We start from the raw sequence: 18,925 nt of genomic DNA on the forward strand, positions 1-18,925 counted from the left end.
TTCGGGTCGGGCCGGATGGGGGCCGGACCGCCCGTGGGGACGGCGGAGGGGCGGCCGCCCGGCGACTTCCGTCGCGGGCGACCGCCCCTCGTCACTGCCGGTTGCTCGGCGCCGCCGTGCGGCGCGAGCTGTGCGGCGAGCGCCGCTCTGCGCGCTGGTGTGCTCCCTGCGCGCGGGTGGTTCGCGTGCCGGTCCGGCGGCCGGGCCCACCCGGTCGGCCGGACCCGTCCCGTCGTGTCAGCGGACGCCGACGCGGGGGGCCGCGACCCGTCCGCCGGATCCGCGCCCGGACGCCGCGCGCTGGCCCGGTCGGCCACCGCTCGGAGCCGGCACGGCACTGCTGCTCTGGGCGGAACGGTTCTGCTGGCTCGGCAGGCCGTTCTGCACGTCCATGACGGCGTGCGCGACCATCCCGCCCAGCGGGTCGTACCGGATCAGGTCGCGCAGCCGGGACCGCGAGGACCGGCCCTCGTTGCCCGGGTAGAGGTGCTTGCCCAGGCCCACCGAGTGCGCGAGCGCGGCGAGCGCCGCCGTCCGCGGGTCCGGCGGCACGCCGGTGCGGATCGCGGTGTCCAGCCGTTGTTTGATCGCGGCGTTGGTGCAGTCGTCGGACGCCTGGTAGCGCGTCGTCGGCAGCACCCCGCACACCTGGCCCGGCACGGCCGTGACCATGCCGCACCGTTCGAGGTGCGCCAGATAGGTCTGCCGGAGCCCCAGCCGGGGCCCGCCGATCCAGTGTGCGGCGCGGACCGGACTGCCACGTCGCCGCAGCAGCTCCAGCGCGTGGTCGAGTGTCGGGTCCCCGGTCGGCCGTGGCAGTACCACGGCGATGCGGTCTCCCTCCGGAACGATCCGTCCGGCCAGGGACAGCTCGACGAGCTGGGCCCCGGCGAGTCCGAGGTCGAGGGTCTGCGGCTGCGCGGTGGTACCCGTGGCCGGGTCCAAAGCGAGCAGCAAGAGCTCCTCGGGAACAGTTCTGCGGCTCTTGCCCATCCAAGCCTCCCCGCGTGGATGGGAAACAGCGTGACGCCTCTCACACGGGCTTGTCGAGTACGCCTCCGAATCGTGACCTTGCGATCGAGTGGGGGAACCGGCCGCAGCGGGCCCGGCGTCTGATCGTTGAACAGGCCGCGGCGCGGCCGTGCCACGGTGATAACCGCCGGTCGGGCGGGGTGTGGGCGACCGGAATCGGTCACCGGTGGCGGAGACTGTACAGGTACACGGGGCGGGGTACCGGCTTCCCGAAATCGGGTCTGCCGGTGCCCCGCCGGGCGTTGAGGAGGCTGGGTTACGTGGGCGAGTCCCCCGACAGGGTGCTGCGGGACGTCGAGCGGACGCGGGAGCGGGACGGGGAACGGACCGGTACCGCGGCGGCCGCGGAGGCCGTCGAGGCGGGTGCCGCGGAGGCGGCCGGAACCGACGGCGCCGACGCCGCGACCGGCTCGACCGCGACCGGCTCGACCGAGACCGGGCCCGCCTCCCGGGCCGAGTCCGGGCCCGACGCCGCGCCCGTGCCGGACTCCGGGCCCGCCTCAGGTTCCGGACCGGCCTCCGGGTCCGGCGCCGGTTCCGAGCCGGACTCCGTGACCGCGGCCGGCCCTGCGTCCGGGTCCGGCGCAGACGCCGCACCGACCGGCGGGGAGCGCTCCGGGGCCACCGCCTCCGGGGCGCCGGGAACGCCCCGGACCGGCTCCACCGTGCAGCTCCGCGTCCGGGATTCGGACACCCGCACGACCATGCTGCGGCTGCCCTCCGACGACGCGACCACCGCTCTGAGGCTGCCCGCCGACGACGCCACCACCGCGCTCCGCCTGCCCGGTGACGTGCGCGGAGCCGCCGGGGGCGCCGACGGACCGGACGGGGGCGAGCCGGCGCCGCGCCCGTCCGCGGCCGACCCCCGTCTCGCCATCCGGACCGCAGCCGGAGCGGCCGTCGACACCGCCGGCGATGCCCCCGCCGCCCCCGCCGCCCCGGAGACCGAGCAGCCCGTACCGGCGGAGAAGTTCGAGAAGCCGGAGCACGCGGAACGGACCCGGGCCCTGCGCGCCTTCCGCACCCCCGCGGCCCCGGCCGCGCCCGGAGCCCCCGCCGCCCCCGGAACGGGCACCGTCCCCGAGCCGCCGGCGCCGCACCCCCTGCCCGAGCCGGGCCCCGAGCCGCACCCGGCACCGCGGCCCGTCCCCGAGCCCGAGCCGACCCCCGGACCGGAACCGCTGCCCGAGCCCGTACCCGCGCCGGAGCCCGGGCCCGCCCCCGCCCCCGAACCCCTGCCCGAGCCCGACCCGCGGCCGGTACCGCCCGTGCCACCGCTGCCCGCACCCGAGCCGCTCCCCGCCGCGGCCCCGGCCCGTGCCCCGGAGCCCGCCCCGGCCCCGCAGCCTGCGCCTTCCCCGGAGTCGACCTCCGAGGCGATGGAGGTGCTGGCCGCGCTCAGCGCCCGCCCCGTCTCGCCGCTGCGCCGCGCCCTCAAGCGGATCACCGTCTGGACCCTCTTCCTGGCCGTCGTGCTCGGCGCGCTGGTCACCGCCCAGCTGCTCCGCCCGCTGCCGGACACCAAGGTGAGGTTCACCGCCCCGGGCGGCTTCACCTTCGCCGGCGACCCGCTCGACCTGGCCTGGCCGGCCAAGGGCCAGTCCGCCGCCGAGGTGGTCGGGATCGGCAGCCTGGGCAGCTCCGGACCGGAGACCCCGGCCTCGATCGCCAGCGTCACCAAGGTCATGAACGCCTACCTGATCCTCCAGGCGCACCCGCTCAAGAAGGGCGAGAGCGGCCCGAAGATCACCGTCGACAAGCAGGCCGCCCAGGAGTCCGGCAACGTCGACGAGTCCAGGGTCACCCTGACCGAGGGCCAGCAGATCAGCCAGTACCAGGCCCTGGAACTGCTGATGCTCCCGTCGGCCAACAACGTGGCCCGGCTGCTGGCGCGCTGGGACGCCGGATCCGAGGACGCGTTCGTCAGGAAGATGAACGACACCGCCGCCCGGTTCGGCATGACCAGCACGACCTACACCGACCCGGCGGGCTTCAGCCCGGACACCAAGAGCACCGCCAAGGACCAGCTGAAGCTGGCCGGGCAGGTGATGCAGGACGAGATCTTCCGGCAGATCGTCTCGACCCCGGACACCACCTTCAACAACCAGAAGGTGTCCAACACCAACACCCTGATCTCCCCGAAGAACGGCATCATCGGCGTCAAGACCGGCTCCAGCACCCCGGCCGGCGGCTGTCTGATGTGGGCCGCCTACAAGGAGATCGGCGGGGTGCGGCGACTGATCCTGGGCGTCACCCTGGGCCAGCCGGCGACCACCGCCGAGCCCAGCATCCTCAAGGTGGTCCAGAACGTCAGCGCCAAGCAGATCCAGGCCGCCCAGAACGGACTGACCGGGCAGAGCCTCGCCAAGCAGGGCGAGGTGCTCGGACGGGTCGAGGACGGGCTCGGCGGCACCGTCCCGGTCGTCGCGGGCAAGGACCTCACGGTGGCCGGCTTCCCCGGCATCACCGCGACCCTCGTGCTGGACCCGCTCAAGGTCGGCCACCGGGCCAAGGCCGGCGACCGGGTCGGCGTGCTGCGCTCGGGAGACGGCGACAACCGGGTCGAGATCCCGGTACTGCTCCAGGCCGACCTGAACCCGCCGTCCATCCTCTCCCGGCTCACCCGCACCCTCTGACCCCCGACACCCCGGCCTCCTGGCCTCCTGGGCGACGCCCCGGGCGGAGCGGGACCCACCCGCCCCGCCCGGGGTTCAGAACCGTGCCCCGCCCCAGTGGCCGGGCTCGGTGCGCGACCCCAGCAGCTCGGCGACCGGCTCCTCCTCGGACAGCACCCGGCCCAGCGCGATCGCCAGCGTCAGCCCGGTGAACATGACGATCAGCCAGGACAAGCCGGTGAAGACCACCCCGTACGGCCCGAACTGGCCGATGCTGCGCGTCATCGCGCCCGGCAGGTAGACCCGCGAGGCCACCCCCAGGCCCACCGACACCGCCCCGCAGAGCAGCGCCCCCGGCAGCAGCGGCAGCCAGCGGACCCGGGCACCCAGCAGCAGGTGCTGCGTCCACCACCAGATCGCCGTCCCGCCCAGGAAGGTCAGCGGGATCCCCAGCCAGGCACCCAGGCCGAAGCCGTCCCGGACCGGGGTCTGCAGCACCAGGGTGACCAGCCAGACCAGCAGCCAGACCAGCCAGCGCCAGGCCGCCACCCTGGTCCCCGACTTCGGCAGTTCCCAGCAGCGCTCACAGACCCGCTGCATCGCCCGGCTCAGCGCGGTCGCCGACAGCAGCGTCACCGCCGCGCCGAGGATCCCGAAGCCGGTGTCCTGCTCGTGGCCGGTCCCGAGCAGCTGCTGGACGGTCTGCGCCGCCTCGCCCTGCAGACCCAGCTCCTTGCGGAGCGACTGCACCACGCCGTCCCGGACCGCCGCCGGGGTGAAGACCGCCACCACGAACAGCGCCGGCAGCGCACTGAGGAAGGCCTGGGCGGCCAGCCGGGTCGCGCAGTCCAGCAGGTTGACCCGGATCAGCTGGCGGACGGCCCGGCCCACCAGCGGCACGTGCACGGGCAGCTCGCGCGCGTATCCGGCCAGCTCCGCCGACCGCACCTTCCACCGCGCCCTCCGCCGGGCCTTCCGGCCGGTCGGCTGCTCGCTCACGGGCTCGTCCTCCCGACCTGGTCGCTGCGCACCATGATCGCCCGGTCCGGGGGAGCACGCATCCGGGCGGCGCGGAGACACTCCGCCGGCCCCGCCCCCTGCTCCGGATCCGCCCCGACGGTCTGACCTCCCGTCGGTCCACCCACCCCGCCACCCCTCCGCCTGCAGATCCGCTAGGCTGTCAGCGGTCTTCCTCGCCTCAGTAGCTCAGGGGATAGAGCACGGCTCTCCTAAAGCCGGTGTCGCAGGTTCGAATCCTGCCTGGGGCACAGCGGAGAACGCAGAAGAGGCCCAGGCCGGAGGGTGACTCCCTCCGGCCTGGGCCTTTCTCCTGCCCGGCCGCCGGTCCTCCCGTGCCGATGACGTGCCACCGCCGTACCCGAGGCTCCCGGCGGAGCCTGCCCGCTGGCCCCCCCCGCGGACCGTCGTGCCCGTGCGGTCGGTGAGGGCACGGTCCCGGCCGCGGCCGTCTCCCGATCCCGGCCCGGGCTCCCGGGCGGTCGACCCGCCTCGCGAGGGTCCCCGAGCGCGGGGTCGGGCCACTCCTGGAAGCACTGCACGAGGCCACGGGAGGTGTGGTCCCCGAGGACGGGGCCGATGAGCCGCCCACACGGCGTTGGCCAGGCGGCGTGAGCCATCCACGCGAGCGCGGGGCCGGAACATCCCGAGCCGCTTCCGCAGGGCTCCGCGAGAGCCGCCCCCGCGGATGTGGGCGCGGGGCGGTGCCCGGCCCTGGGCGGGGCCGATTCCCAAGAGCGATTCCCAGGGCCGGTGGCCGATCGGCGCGGCGAGGCGTCCCCGCTGGCGCGCGGTGATGCTTCTTGAGCCGCCGGGTCGTCGCCGGGACGTCGCCGAGCCGATCGGCTCGGCGGAGCCGAGCGTCCCCCCTCCGCCTTCGACCGGTTCCGGACGGGACGTGCGGACTGGGCGGGCGGGTGAGGTGTTCGGGGGATGCCGGGCTCGACGGCCCCGCAGCTCACCGCCGGGGTGTCGGTGCGTCTTGTCGGTGCGTCCTGTCGGGGGGCCACCGCGGAGCGGGTCACGCCGGCCGGGGGCCCGGGCCGGCGGCGGGTTCGGGGCGAAGGGGGGTCAGCGGATCAGCCTGTCGGGGTGGCCGGTGGGCTCCTCGGCGTCCTGGGGGAGGTCGGTGGGGGAGACGAGGACGCGCTGGACCCGGGGGCGGGTGCGCCAGTCCACCCGGCGGACGTCCCGGGCCAGGGCGCCGGGGCGGGACAGTTCGATGACGACGGTGACGGTGCCGAGGACGATGCCGGCGGCCAGCCAGCCGGCGAGGACGTCGCTGGGCCAGTGCACGCCGAGGGCGACCCTGGTGAAGCCGATCGCCAGGACGGTGAAGGCGGAGACCGAGCAGGCGGTGATCTTCCCGGCGCGGCGGACCCGGTGCCAGAGCAGGCCGACCAGGACGGCGCAGGTGATCGCGGAGGCCATCGCGTGGCCGGAGGGCAGGGCCGGGCCGCCGGCGTGCGAGACCGGATCGGGGAAGGCCGGTCGCTGACGCCCGAAGGAGAGCTTCAGGACCCACAGGCCGCCCCACCCGATCAGGGTCTGCGCCGCCACCCAGCCGGCCAGCACCCGGGCGCCGATCAGCCAGAGCCAGACCGCGACCAGCCCGAGCACCGTGCGCATGGTGACGGTGCCGCCGATGTTGGAGAGCATCTGCACCGCGGCGGTCCAGACGGTGTGCTCCGTGGCGTAGCGGTGGAGGCCGTCCACCAGCCCGTGGTCGAACCGGTCGAGCGGGCGCCAGCGGGTCTGCACCAGGGCTGCCAGGACGGCGAACAGCGCGGCACAGCCGACCGCGAGTGCCGTGTGCCGGAGCAGGTGGCGATCACGCGGGGTGATGGTGGGCGAGCTGTTGGTCAGGTGCATGGCTGACACCTTCCCAGCAGGTCGTGCCGATCGAGCGCGCAGCCGATAGCGATTTGGCATCTTTTGTGCGGAGGACCTGCGTGCGCCGGGGGGCGGGTGCCACGCGCGCGGGAACGCGGGTGGCGGCCCGGGGGTTCACGGAAGGGGGAGGCGCGCGGGCGTGCGCCGTGGGCGGTGCCGGAGCGTGTCCGACGGAAGGCCGGCCGCCACGGAAACGGCACCTCCGGTGCCCGGTCGGTCACCCTCCGTTCGATGGTGGGGTGAAAACCGGCAGGATACTGCATCGCGGGAAGAATCTGAGCGACTTGGGAATGTTGTCCGGAATCTGTTCGTTGGATCGTTACGTGTGAGGCCCTGCGGGCCCGCACTTCTTGCCCTCTCCGGGCAGGCAGGCAGACCTCGGCAACACCAGCAAAGGGAGCAAGCATGGCCACCCGTGCCGTCGTTCGCGACAGGGCCGACCGGACTCGCGCGGCCCGCCCGACCAACCTTGAGGCCGACCGTGACCTGGTCGGCATGTACCTCGACGAGATCGCCAGGACGCCCCTGCTCGATGCCGCCGAGGAGGTCGAGCTCTCGCTGCGGATCGAGGCCGGCGTGTACGCCCAGCACCTGCTGGAGGAGGACGGGCTTCCCGCGGGCATGAAGCGCGAGGAGCTGGAGGCGATAGCCGAGGACGCCGAGCGCGCCAAGGACGTCTTCATCCGGTCCAACCTCCGTCTCGTGGTGGCCGTCGCCCGGCGCTACCCGCGCAGCGGACTGCCGCTGCTGGACCTCATCCAGGAGGGCAACGCGGGCCTGGTGAGGGCGGTCGAGAAGTTCGACTACGCCAAGGGCTTCAAGTTCTCCACCTACGCGACCTGGTGGATCCGGCAGGCGATCACCCGGTCGATCGCCGACCAGTCGCGCACGATCCGGCTGCCCGTCCACCTGGTGGAGGAGCTGGGCCGGATCCGCCGGGTGCAGCGGGAGAAGTCCAAGGAGCTCGGCAGGGAGGCCGACCCGTCCGAGATCGCGGCCGAGCTGGACACCACCGAGGCCCGGATCAAGGACGTGCTGGACTGGGCGCGCGACCCGGTCAGCCTGAACATGTCGGTCGACGACGAGGGTGAGACCCAGTTCGGGGACCTTGTCGAGGACACCGGCGCGACCTCCCCGGAGGACGCCGTGATGGTCATGCTCCGCCGCGAGGAGCTGGACGACCTGATCGGGCGGCTGGACGACCGCACGGCCTCGATCATCCGGTCGCGGTACGGGATGGAGGACGGCCGCGAGCGCACCCTGACCGAGGTGGGCAAGCAGCACGGACTGACCAGGGAGCGGATCCGCCAGATCGAGAAGCACGCGCTGGCCGAGCTGAAGAAGATCGCCGATCACGCGGGCTTCGAGGCGGCGTGACGGCCGTCGGCCGGAGGGCCGGGGCCCAGTGGGCCCGGTGCGGAGCGCTCCGCACCGGGCCCACGTCCGTGTGGCGGCGGTGGTGGGGGCGGGGCTTCTAGGCTGTAGGGGCGGGCGGGGGATCGACGAAGGCGGCGGACGGCATGGGTGACGGTGTGAGCGGCGTGGACGGCGGAGACGGGTCGGTGGAGAAGGTGCGGACGGACACCGCGGCGGAGGACGGGCGGGAGCAGGTCGGGGACGACCGGACGGGGGCCCGCACCCCGGAGCGGGCCCGGCTGGTCTTCCGCGACCCGCTGGACCAGCAGTCCCGGGACGACACCGACGCCGGCTGGGGCAGCCGCCCGGGGGCGGGGGAGAGCGGTGGACGGGGGCTGGACTGGTACCTGAGCCAGCGCCCGCCGCACCACGGCGACTGAGCGGCGACGGCGACTGAGCGGCGGCCGGCGCCGGTCGCTGCGCCTCAGCGGGCCTGGGAGACCAGGGCGTCGCGGATCTCGGTGAGCAGGGTGACCTCCTTGACCTCGGCCTCGGCCTGGACCTCCTCCAGGGTCTTGCGGTTGGCGGTGTACCTGGTCATCGGCAGGATGAGGCAGAAGTAGACGACGGCGGCGGTGATCAGGAACTGCAGCACCGCGCTCAGCACGCTGCCCCAGAGGATGAGGATCCCGGACGCGACCTCACCGTTCGCGCCCAGCTCGCAGGGGCCCTTGAGGCAGGAGCTGTAGGACGCGAGGTCCTTGGCTCCGAACAGGCCGACGATCGGATTGATCACGCCCTTGACGAAGGCGTTGATGACGTTGGTGAAAGCCGCGCCGATGACCACGGCGACGGCCAGCTCGACGACATTTCCACGCAACAGGAATTTTTTGAAGCCTTTCATGCCGCGTGAACGACGAAGTCGTTTTCCGGTTACGGGTGATCTTTCGCTCCCTCCGATTGACAACCCGTTCGGTCGACGGGTGGCGTCCCGGGTGGGGGGAGACCCGCCCGCGCGGGGCCGAGGGCGAGTGCCGCGGCCGCGGCGAGCAGGAGCAGGAGCGGCACCCCGGGGCGGTGCCGGAGCGCCTGCCGGAACCGGTGCCCGCGCCCGCCTCCCTGCCTGATCGGCGGGAACGACGGCACCGGCTGCCGCGGTGGGACGCTCGGCGCGGGCAGTGGAGGGAGCGGGAGGGGCAGCGGGCGGGAGGGGCTTCTGGTCGGCATGGGCACCACCGGTGGTCGCAGGGTGCCGACCCCCGGCCGGTCCGTCTCCGGTCGGCCTCGGGTCGGCTGCTCGTGACGCACACTCTGGGCCGCCCGCGCGACGGGCGGGATTCTTTGTCCTCAGCCTGTGGATAACCGGGGGCTGTGGATGACACGTGTCGCCCGGACGTGTGAATGCATGGGCCGTTCGGGGGAGCGTCGGAAATCCGGGAATGCGAACGGCCCGCCGCACCCGCATGCTCGCGGGTTCGACGGGCCGTTCGATGATCTGGTCCGGCAGTCCGGCAGTCCGGCAGTCCGGCAGTCCGGCAGTCCGGCGGTCCGGCAGTGCCGGGTCCGGTCGCTGTCGCGGAGGTCAGCCTGCCGCGGGAGCCGGGCTCGCGGCGGGGGCGGAGCCGCCCGAGGACGAGGACGGGGCCGGGGTCGACGACGAGGACGACGCCGACGAGGACGTGGACGACGAGCTCACCGAGCTGCTGGAGGAGGAGCGGCTGTCGGTCCGGTAGAAACCGGAGCCCTTGAAGACCACGCCCACGGCGGAGAAGACCTTGCGAAGGCGTCCCTCGCAGTCGGGGCAGGTGGTCAGCGGCTCGTCGGTGAACTTCTGCACCGCCTCCAGGCCGTTGCCGCACTCGGTGCACTGGTACTGGTACGTGGGCACTTGTCTTCCTCCTGGCACTCTCGCCTGATGAGTGCTAACGATGGTCAATGATGCGGCATTCCGCTGGATCAGTCCAGCGACTCGGGTGTGAGATGAGTCCGGCCGGTCGCCGGGACGCCGCCCGCCCCGCCCGGCGCTCAGCCCTTGGCGGCGCCCACCAGCTGCGGAGCGACGGCCGTGCCGGTGCCCGACCCGGACCCGGTGCCCGCACCGGCGGCCACCGCGCCCCCGGCTCCGGCGGAGGGCGCGACCAGCAGCCCCCGCAGGGCGACCAGCGCGGCCAGGCCCAGTCCGGCGCCGGCCACCGGCACCAGGAACCCGGCCGAGGGCCCGTTCCCGTCGACCAGCTGGCCGGCCACCATCGACCCGACCGCCAGGCCCAGGCCGATGGCGCCGGTCAGCCAGGTGAAGGCCTCGGTCTTGGCGCCGTCCTCGACCAGCGTTTCGACCAGCGTGTACCCGGTGATCAGGGTCGGCGCGATGGCCAGGCCGCAGAACAGCCCGGCGACCGCCAGCGAGACCAGGTCGGGCATCGCCCAGAGCGTCGAGCACCCCAGCACCAGGAGCGCGTAGCTGGCGAGCATGCGGTGCCGGGCGGCGGGCCGCCAGGCGACCATGCCGTACAGCACCCCGGCCAGCATCGAGCCGCCGGCGAAGATCCCGTACACGGTGCCGCTGGCCCCGGGCCGTCCGACCGACTCGGTGAACGCGGCCACCGAGACCTGCATCGCGCCGAAGACGGTGCCGACGCCCAGGAACGCGCCGGCCAGCAGCCTGACCCCGGGCGAGGCGAGGGCGGAGACCCGGCGGGCGCCCGGAACGTGCGGGTGCAGCGCGGGCGCGGTGCGCCGCTGGGCGGCGAACGCGAGCCCGCCGACGACGGTGAGCGCGGCCTCGGCGATCAGTCCGGTCGCCGGGTTGACCGTGGCGGCGATGGCCGAGGCCAGCACCGGGCCGATCACGAAGGTGAACTCGTCGGTCACCGACTCGAAGGCGAAGGCGGTGTTCAGCTTGGCCGGCGGTGCGCCCTCCGCGGAGAGCTTGGCCACCCAGCGGGCCCGGACCATCGCACCGATCTGCGGCACGGAGGCACCGGCCGCCGCGGCGGCGAGGAAGAGGCTCCAGACCGGGGCGTGGCCGAGTGCCAGCGCGATCAGCGCACCGACCGAGACGGCGTGCACCAGCACGGTCGGCACCAGGACGGCGGCCTGGCCGAAGCGGTCGGCCAGCCGGCCGGTCTGCGGCCCGATCAGGGCCTGGGCGACGGCGGAGACGGCGGCGGCGGTGCCGGCGGTGCCGTAGGAGCCGTGGGTGTCGCGGATCAGCAGCAGGATGCCGAGGCTGAGCATCGCGTAGGGGAGCCGGGCGGCGAAGGCGGGGACGAGGAACGTCCAGGCTCCGGGGGTGCGCAGCAGCGCGCCGTACCCGACCCGGGCGGGGGCGGTGTCGGCGCGGTCCTCGGGCGCGGCGGGCAGGTCCTGCCCGGGCATGGCGTCGTCGACCGTTCGGCGGGCCGTCACGGTCGGTCCTTCCTGCTGCCTGGTAGCGCGGCAGGGCATGAAAAAGCCCCGACGGCGCCGAGAGTCGTCCTCTCGCGCGTCGACCGGGGTAGATACCGGGCCGGCCGGCGGGGTCACCGCGGGTCGGACCGCGGCCGCCGAGCGGTCGCGCCAACTCTGCATCAGGCAGATGCTGGGGATGTGTCATCCAGAGTAGCTATACGCGCGTAGATGGCGCGCTTCCCTCCACAATACAGGGCATGTCCAAAGCTGTCCTGCCTATCGAAGGTGAATGCCGGCCGAACGTCCCATAGCCGGAACGTCGGCCCGGCACCCCGGAGCGCTCACTCCCGCCCGTACAGCCAGCCGGCCAGCTTGCCGCCCCTGTCCACGGCCCGGAGCCGCCGCTCCGCCGCCTCGCCGACCTCGTCCGTGGTGACCACCAGCAGCTCGTCCCCGCCGCGCAGCACCGTCTCCTTGTCCGGCACGAAGCTGCTCCCCTCGCGGACCACCAGGGTCACCGCCGCGCCGGCCGGCAGCCGCAGCTCGCCGACCTCCACGCCGGACATCCGGGAGTCCGGTGCCAGTGCCACCGACAGCAGGTGGCCGTGCAGCTTCTCCAGCGGCGCCGACTCGATGCCGAGGTCCTGGCCCATCGAGCCCTCGCCGATCCGCAGCCACTTGGCGACCCAGGGCAGGGTCGGGCCCTGGAGCAGGGTGAACACCACGACCAGGATGAAGACGATGTTGAAGACCTCCTGCGCCATCGGCGTCCCGGAGACCATCGGGATGGTGGCGAGCACGATCGGCACCGCCCCGCGCAGGCCGGCCCAGCTCAGCAGGGCCTGTTCGCGGACGGGCAGTCGGAACGGCGTGAGGGTGAACACCACCGAGAGCGGCCGGGCCACGAAGACCAGCACCGCGCCGATCACCAGTGCGGGCACCACCGCCGAGCCCATCGTCTCGGGGGTGCAGAGCAGGCCGAGCAGGACGAACATGCCGATCTGCCCGATCCAGGCCAGGCCGTCGGCGAAGCCGCGGACGGCGGGTCCGTGCGGCAGTTTGGCGTTGCCCAGGATGACGGCGCTGACGTAGACGGCGAGGAAGCCGGAGCCGTGCAGCAGCGCGCCGCCGGCGTAGGCGAGCACGGTGAGCGCCATGACGGCGATCGGGTAGAGGCCGGAGGACGGCAGGGCGACGTGCTTGATGCCGTACGCGCCGATCTTCCCGACCGCGAGGCCGACCGCGAGGCCGATCGCGAGCTCGGCGAGGATGGTGCCGACCAGCACGTACCAGGAGTCCAGCTCCCCGGTGGTGGCGAAGGCGACGACCAGGATGACCACGGGCGCGTCGTTGAACCCGGACTCGGCCTCCAGCAGGCCGGTCAGCCGTTGCGGCAGCGGGACCATCCGCAGGACGGAGAAGACGGCCGCGGCGTCGGTGGAGGAGACGATCGCGCCGAGCAGCAGCGAGGTCCGCCAGTCGAGGCCGACCAGCCAGTGCGCGCCCGCGGCGGTGACGAAGACGCTGACGCCGACGCCGACGGTGGCGAGGACGGTGGCGGCCGGCATCACGGGCCTGACCTCGCGCCAGTTGGTCTTGAGTCCGCCCTCGGCCAGGATCACCACCAGGGCGGCGTAGCCGAGCACCTGGGTGAGCTCGGCGTTGTTGAAGGTGATGCCCAGGCCGTTCTGGCCGAGCGCCACGCCGATGCCGAGGTAGATCAGCAGGCTGGGGAGCCCTGATTTGGTCGAGATGCGCACGGCGGCCACCGCGACCAGCAGGATCACGGAGAATTCGAGGAGCAGCTGGTTCAGGTGGTCGACGTTCACGCAGGGGCACCTCGGGCTGGCAGCGGGCGGGCGGGGTGTCTGGTGGCGGTGAGGCCGGGGGCGCTCGATCGGCGGGGGCGGGGTGGGCACCCCGATTACTCCCCTTGCGGATCGTTACGCAGTCTAACATTTTGCCATATCTTTAGGTTTCCCCGTCACATCGCCCGTCACCTCCGGGTCTGACCTCGCCCGATCCCACCGTGAGCGTCCCCCGTGCACGCCCGCCAGCCGAGTCGGCCTAATGTGGTGCCCTGTCACGGCCCCGTGCTCTTGACATGTCCGCCCGCCCCCCAGTGAGGACCGCAAGGACCCAGATGCCCCGCTCGAAGAAGTTCCGGCGCGCCCGTCTGATCGTGATCGTGCTGGTCGTGCTGCTGGTGGCCGGCGCCGGCTACGGCGGCTACCGGGGGGTGGCCGCGGTCCGCGCGTCCTTCCCGGAGGTCGACGGCAGCGTCAAGGTGGCGGGCCTGAGCGCGCCGGTCGACGTCAAGCGGGACGCCAACGGCATCCCCCAGCTCTACGCGGACACCCCCGAGGACCTCTTCCGGGCCCAGGGCTACGTCCAGGCCCAGGACCGCTTCTGGGAGATGGACGTCCGGCGGCACATCACCGCGGGCCGGCTGTCCGAGATGTTCGGCGACGGCCAGGTCGAGACCGACTCCTTCATCCGCACCATGGGCTGGCGCCAGGTGGCCCAGAAGGAGTTCGACAGCCAGCTGTCGGCCGACACCAAGAAGAACCTGCAGGCCTACGCGGACGGCGTCAACGCCTGGCTCGCCGAGCACCCGGGCGGGGCGAGCGCCTCCCTGGAGTACAGCCTGCTCGGCGTCGTCAACGGCGACTACAAGCCCGAGCAGTGGACCCCGGTCGACTCGGTGGCCTGGCTCAAGGCCATGGCCTGGGACCTCTCCGGGAACCTCCAGGAGGAGATCGACCGCTCGCTGCTGGCCCAGGACTACAGCCCGGAGAAGATCGCCGAGCTGTACCCGGACTACCCGTACGCCCGCAACGGCACGATCGTGAAGACCGGCACCGTCAGCGGCGACAGCTACCGGCCGGCCGACGGCCCCGCCCCGGCCCCCGGCGCCACCGGCACCACGGCCCAGGGCGCGGCCGCCACCAAGGCGCTGCTCAAGGGCGTCACGGACCGGATCGACGGGCTGCCCGAGATGGTCGGCCGCAACGGCCAGGGCATCGGCTCCAACTCCTGGGTGGTCGACGGCAACCACACCACCACCGGCAAGCCGCTGCTGGCCAACGACCCGCACCTCGGTCCCGGCCTGCCCTCGGTCTGGTACCAGATGGGCCTGCACTGCCGGACCGCCTCGCCCGCCTGCCAGTACGACGTCTCCGGCTTCACCTTCGCGGGCATGCCCGGCGTGGTGATCGGCCACAACAAGGACATCGCCTGGGGCCTCACCAACCTCGGCGCCGACGTCACCGACCTCTTCCTGGAGAAGGTGACCGGCCCGGAGACCTACCTGGTGGACGGCAAGGAGGAGAAGTTCGAGCTCCGCAAGGAGACCATCAAGGTCGCCAGCGGCGAGGACCGCACCATCACCGTCCGCACCACGAGGACCGGCGCCCCGCTGATCTCCGACCCGAGCACCGAGCAGCAGAACGTCGGAAAGTACGCGCCGAACGGCGGCTCCGCCCCGGACCGCGGCACCACCGGCTACGGCGTGGCGCTGCAGTGGGCCGCGCTCGTCCCCGGCAGGACCATGGACGCCGTGTTCGCGCTCGACCGGGCGAAGAACTGGGACGAGTTCCGCGCCGCCGCCAAGGACTTCGCCGTCCCGGCCCAGAACCTGATCTACGCCGACGCCAAGAACATCGGCTACCAGGCCCCCGGGTACATCCCGGTCCGCGGCAACGGCGACGGCCGCAACCCCGCGCCGGGCTGGGACTCCTCCTACCAGTGGAAGAAGGACCCGGTCCCGTTCAACGCCCTGCCGTACAGCCTCAACCCCTCCGCCGGCTACATCGTCACCGCCAACCAGGCCGTGGTCGACCCGTCGTACAAGTACCTGCTGACCAAGGACTGGGAGTACGGCACCCGGGCCAAGGAGATCACCGAGCAGATCGACGCCAGGCTCAAGAACAACGGCAAGATCTCGCCGGACGACATGCAGGAGATGCAGCTCGACAACACCAGCATCCTCGCGAAGACGCTGGTCCCGATGCTGCTCAAGGTGCAGGTCGACGACTCCTACGTGCGCGAGGCGCAGGACCTGCTGAAGGACTGGAACTACCACCAGGACGCCGACTCGGCCGCCGCCGCCTACTACAACGGCGTCTGGCGCCAGCTGCTCACCCTCGCCTTCGGCCAGAAGTTCCCGGCCGACCTGCGGGCGGAGGACAACTGCCTGCTGGTCCGCCAGCAGGCCGACCCGACCAAGCCGGACAGCAAGTCCACCATCGTCACCGAGTGCGGCACCCGCGACCCGGGCAAGGCCCAGCCGGACGGCGGCGACCGCTGGACCGAGGTGGTCCGGCAGCAGCTGGAGAAGCCCGACAGCAGCTGGTGGACGTACATCGACTCCCAGCACAAGGAGCAGAAGGGCCTGGACAACCTCCTCCGCGAGGCGATGAAGAACGCCCGCCAGGAGCTCACCGCCCTGCTCACCAAGGACATCTCCACCTGGAGCTGGGGCCGTCTGCACAAGCTGGAGCTGCGCGAGCGCACGCTCGGCACCGACGACTCCTCGATCGCCTCCGGCGCCGTCCACAAGCTGCTCAACCGCGGCCCGTACCGGCTCTCCGGCGGTTCGGCGGCGGTCGACGCGGCGGGTTGGAACGCGGCCGCCGGCTACCAGGTCGACTGGGTCCCGTCGATGCGGATGGTGATCGACCTGAGCGACCTCGACGCCTCCCGCTGGATCAACGTCGGCGGCGCCTCGGGGCACGCCTTCCACCCCAACTACAACGACCAGACCGACCTCTGGCTCAAGGGCAAGCTGCTGACCTGGTCCTTCTCGCCTGACGCGGTCGAGAAGTCGGCCAAGCACAAGCTGACGCTGACCAACGGCTGACGCCCGCCGCCGGCCGGGCCCCGTGGGCACCGACCGGCGCCGGGCTCCCGAGACGGCCCCGCGCCCCCGGACCTCCGGGGGCGCGGGGCCGTCGCCGTACGCCTTGCGGAAGCGGTTCACCCCAACCGGTGCGACCCCGACGGGGTCAGCGCGAGGTCCACCGGCCGGTCGTGCGGCTCCGCCGGCACCCGCTCCAGCAGCTCGTGCTCGTAGAGCAGCACCGCCAGCACCGGCCGCGCCCCGGCCCGCTCCAGCCGGGCCAGCACCCGGTCGTAGGAACCGCCGCCCCGCCCCAGCCGCAGCCCCCGGCGGTCCACCGCGAGCCCCGGCAGCAGCACCAGCCCCGCCCCCGTCACCGCCTCGGGCCCGAGCCGCTCGCCGGCCGGCTCCAGCAGCCCGCGCCCGGCCGGGACCAGCGCCTGCGGGCCCGCGTACTCCGCCCAGTCCAGGTCGTTGTCGGCCAGCAGCACCGGGAGGAGCACCCGCACCCCGCGCGCCCGCAGCGCGTCCAGCAGCGGCCGGGTGCCCGGCTCGCCGCCCACCGACACGTACGCGGCCACCGTGGCGCCCGGCCCGGCCAGCTCCCCGGCGTGCCCGGCCAGGGCGCCGGCGGCCCGCTCCCGGTCCTCGGCCGACAGCGCCCGGCGCTCGGACAGCAGCCGTGTCCTCAGCGCGCCCTTCTCGTTGTGCATGGGATGCTCCACCGCTCCTCCACTGCTCCGACCATCGCTCCGGCCCGGGCGGCGACCCGGCCCCGGGCCCGTGACGGTCAGAGCCTGACACGCGGAAGGCGCCCCGATGTCCACCCCTCTGCTGGTCCAGGCCCTGGCCGTGCTGAGCGCCCCGGCGCTGGCCGGCGCCGCCGTGCTCGGCGTCCGGCTGCGGCGCGGCGCGTCCCGCGCGGCCGACCGCGAGGCCGGGCTGCGCGAGCGGATCACCGGACTGGAGGACCGCTGCGCCGAGCTGGAGCGCACCGCCTCCTGCGACCCGGTGACCGGCGTCTGGAACTACCGGCACCTCCAGCTCACCCTCGACCGGGAGATCGACCGGTCCCGCCGGGCCGGGCAGCACGGGCAGCAGGACGGCCCCCGCCCGCTGGCGGTCCTGCTGCTGGAGATCGCCGGCTTCGACGCGGTGGTCGCCGAGCACGGCCGGGCCCGCGCCGGGACGGTGCTGCGCGACCTCGCGCAGCGGCTCGGCATGGAGATCCGCCGCTCCGACACCCTGGGCCGGTACAGCGGCGAGGAGTTCCTGGTGGTCCTGCCGGACACCGGCGCCGAGGGCGCGGCCCAGGTCGCCGACCGGCTGGTCTGGTCGGTCCGCCGCCACCTGCTGCTGGACTGGTCCTCGGGCAGCCGGGAGGGCCGCCGCCCGCAGGGCAACGGGCTCACCGCCGCGGTGGGCCTGGCCGTGCTGCCCGGGGACGGCGTCCACGCGGCCGTCCTGCTCCGGGCCGCGGACCGGGCGCTGGCCGCCGCCCGCGGGGCCGGGGGCGACTGCTGGCGCGGCACCGCGGCCCGGGCCGGCACCGCCGATCCGGCCGATCCGGCCGACACCGCGGCCGACGTCCCGGCCGGGGACGGCACCGGGGTTCCGCCCGTCTCCCCGGCGGTATCCCCAGGTGTCTTCTCGTGTGCGGACGGTGTCCTCGCAGCCGAACGTAACCGTTCGGAAAAGCCGGGTAGTCTGTCGCCCTGTGCCGGAGGGGACCCCCTCGCCCCAGCCGTCACGTCCCCTTTGCCTGCCATAGCGGCCGGGTCAGGCGACGTGCTTTCCCAGCACCGCTCAACTGCGCCCGGCCAGGCGAAACACGTGCCTTAGTAAGGTAAACGCATGACGACGACGAACTCCCGAATCCCGGTAACCAAGGCCGTGGTCCCCGCGGCCGGACTGGGCACCCGCTTCCTGCCGGCCACCAAGGCCACTCCGAAGGAGATGCTGCCCGTCGTCGACAAGCCGGCGATCCAGTACGTCGTCGAGGAGGCAGCCGCCGCCGGGCTGTCCGACATACTGATGGTCACCGGCCGTAACAAGCGCGCGCTGGAGGACCACTTCGACCGCGCCTACGAGCTGGAGGAGCTGCTCGCCCGGAAGGGCGACGAGGACCGCCTCCGCCGGGTCCGCGAGTCCGTCGAGCTCGCCAACATGCACTACGTCCGCCAGGGCGACCCGAAGGGCCTCGGCCACGCCGTCTCGGTCGCCGAGCAGCACGTCGCCGGCCAGCCGTTCGCCGTCCTCCTGGGCGACGACCTGATCGACCCGCGCGACCCGCTGCTGTCCCGCATGATCGAGGTCCAGCAGGAGCTCGGCGGCTCGGTCGTCGCGCTCATGGAGGTCGACGCCTCCCAGATCCACCTGTACGGCTGCGCCGCCGTCAAGCCGAACGGCTTCGGCGAGGACGTCTTCCAGGTGACCGACCTGGTCGAGAAGCCGGACACCGCCGACGCCCCGTCGAACTACGCGGTCATCGGCCGGTACGTCCTCGACCCCTCGGTCTTCGACGTGCTGCGCGAGACCCAGCCGGGCCGCGGCGGCGAGATCCAGCTCACCGACGCCCTGCGCGAGCTCACCACCCGTGACGCCTCGACCGGCGGCCAGGTGCACGGCGTGCTCTTCAAGGGCCGCCGCTACGACACCGGCGACCGCGCCGACTACCTGCGCGCCATCGTCCGACTGGCCTCCGAGCGCGAGGACCTGGGCCCGGGCTTCCGCAGCTGGCTGCGCGAGTTCGTCGCCTCCGAGCTGCAGGACTGACACACCG

The 18,925-nt window shown here is 73.5% G+C and carries 14 protein-coding genes and 1 tRNA gene; 7 read left to right on the top strand and 8 right to left on the bottom strand.

The window, feature by feature from the left end:
- Positions 1–237 precede the first annotated feature (237 nt).
- Complete coding sequence (locus OG550_RS21810; protein WP_327680048.1) at positions 238–993, bottom strand: GOLPH3/VPS74 family protein; 756 nt, start codon at positions 991–993, stop codon at positions 238–240.
- 299 nt (positions 994–1,292) lie between these two features.
- Between OG550_RS21810 and OG550_RS21815 the strand changes: the two genes are divergently transcribed.
- A complete protein-coding gene (locus tag OG550_RS21815; protein ID WP_327680050.1) occupies positions 1,293–3,668 on the top strand; it encodes a hypothetical protein in 2,376 nt (791 codons plus the stop codon).
- Between the two features lie 75 nt (positions 3,669–3,743).
- On the opposite strand, the gene OG550_RS21820 is transcribed toward OG550_RS21815, so the two are convergent.
- On the bottom strand, positions 3,744–4,646 hold the full coding sequence (locus OG550_RS21820; RefSeq protein ID WP_327680052.1) for a YhjD/YihY/BrkB family envelope integrity protein: 903 nt from the start codon (positions 4,644–4,646) through the stop codon (positions 3,744–3,746).
- Between the two features lie 196 nt (positions 4,647–4,842).
- Between OG550_RS21820 and OG550_RS21825 the strand changes: the two genes are divergently transcribed.
- Positions 4,843–4,915: transfer RNA gene (locus OG550_RS21825), tRNA-Arg, on the top strand.
- An 820-nt stretch (positions 4,916–5,735) separates the two neighbouring features.
- Here the strand turns inward: OG550_RS21825 and OG550_RS21830 are convergent.
- The gene (locus tag OG550_RS21830; protein WP_327680054.1) at positions 5,736–6,536 is read right to left on the bottom strand and encodes a phosphatase PAP2 family protein; all 801 of its coding nucleotides are present in this window, start codon (positions 6,534–6,536) and stop codon (positions 5,736–5,738) included.
- 426 nt (positions 6,537–6,962) lie between these two features.
- Between OG550_RS21830 and OG550_RS21835 the strand changes: the two genes are divergently transcribed.
- Both OG550_RS21835 and OG550_RS21840 read left to right on the top strand, forming a co-directional pair.
- Positions 6,963–7,934 carry a sigma-70 family RNA polymerase sigma factor gene (locus tag OG550_RS21835; RefSeq protein ID WP_327680056.1) on the top strand — a complete coding sequence of 324 codons (972 nt, stop codon included), beginning with the start codon at positions 6,963–6,965 and terminating at the stop codon, positions 7,932–7,934.
- Between the two features lie 143 nt (positions 7,935–8,077).
- The gene (locus tag OG550_RS21840; RefSeq protein WP_327680058.1) at positions 8,078–8,353 is read left to right on the top strand and encodes a hypothetical protein; all 276 of its coding nucleotides are present in this window, start codon (positions 8,078–8,080) and stop codon (positions 8,351–8,353) included.
- Positions 8,354–8,397: 44 nt separating this feature from the next.
- On the opposite strand, the gene mscL is transcribed toward OG550_RS21840, so the two are convergent.
- The 4 genes from mscL to OG550_RS21860 all read right to left on the bottom strand — a co-directional run bounded on the left by mscL (position 8,398) and on the right by OG550_RS21860 (position 13,132).
- Positions 8,398–8,817, bottom strand: a complete 420-nt coding sequence (gene mscL / locus OG550_RS21845) for a large conductance mechanosensitive channel protein MscL (RefSeq protein WP_327680060.1) — start codon at positions 8,815–8,817, stop codon at positions 8,398–8,400.
- Positions 8,818–9,495: 678 nt separating this feature from the next.
- Positions 9,496–9,801 carry an FmdB family zinc ribbon protein gene (locus OG550_RS21850; protein ID WP_327680062.1) on the bottom strand — a complete coding sequence of 102 codons (306 nt, stop codon included), beginning with the start codon at positions 9,799–9,801 and terminating at the stop codon, positions 9,496–9,498.
- Between the two features lie 137 nt (positions 9,802–9,938).
- Positions 9,939–11,291 (bottom strand): MFS transporter, encoded by a 1,353-nt coding sequence (locus OG550_RS21855; RefSeq protein ID WP_327684040.1) that lies wholly within the window; start codon positions 11,289–11,291, stop codon positions 9,939–9,941.
- Positions 11,292–11,644: 353 nt separating this feature from the next.
- The gene (locus OG550_RS21860; RefSeq protein WP_327680064.1) at positions 11,645–13,132 is read right to left on the bottom strand and encodes a potassium/proton antiporter; all 1,488 of its coding nucleotides are present in this window, start codon (positions 13,130–13,132) and stop codon (positions 11,645–11,647) included.
- 314 nt (positions 13,133–13,446) lie between these two features.
- On the opposite strand from OG550_RS21860, the gene OG550_RS21865 reads away from it, so the two are divergent.
- Positions 13,447–16,164: a penicillin acylase family protein gene (locus OG550_RS21865; protein WP_327680066.1), complete on the top strand. Its 2,718-nt coding sequence runs from the start codon at positions 13,447–13,449 to the stop codon at positions 16,162–16,164.
- Between the two features lie 116 nt (positions 16,165–16,280).
- Here the strand turns inward: OG550_RS21865 and OG550_RS21870 are convergent, their stop codons facing one another.
- Positions 16,281–16,856, bottom strand: coding sequence for a 5-formyltetrahydrofolate cyclo-ligase (locus OG550_RS21870; RefSeq protein ID WP_327680068.1), 576 nt, complete (start codon positions 16,854–16,856; stop codon positions 16,281–16,283).
- A 106-nt stretch (positions 16,857–16,962) separates the two neighbouring features.
- On the opposite strand from OG550_RS21870, the gene OG550_RS21875 reads away from it, so the two are divergent.
- Positions 16,963–17,985, top strand: a complete 1,023-nt coding sequence (locus tag OG550_RS21875; RefSeq protein WP_327680069.1) for a GGDEF domain-containing protein — start codon at positions 16,963–16,965, stop codon at positions 17,983–17,985.
- A gap of 12 nt (positions 17,986–17,997) precedes the next feature.
- Positions 17,998–18,918, top strand: coding sequence for a UTP--glucose-1-phosphate uridylyltransferase GalU (gene galU / locus OG550_RS21880; RefSeq protein ID WP_327680071.1), 921 nt, complete (start codon positions 17,998–18,000; stop codon positions 18,916–18,918).
- The last annotated feature ends 7 nt before the right edge of the window (positions 18,919–18,925 follow it).

It is taken from the genome of Kitasatospora sp. NBC_00458 (genome assembly GCF_036013975.1).
GTDB lineage: Bacteria > Actinomycetota > Actinomycetes > Streptomycetales > Streptomycetaceae > Kitasatospora.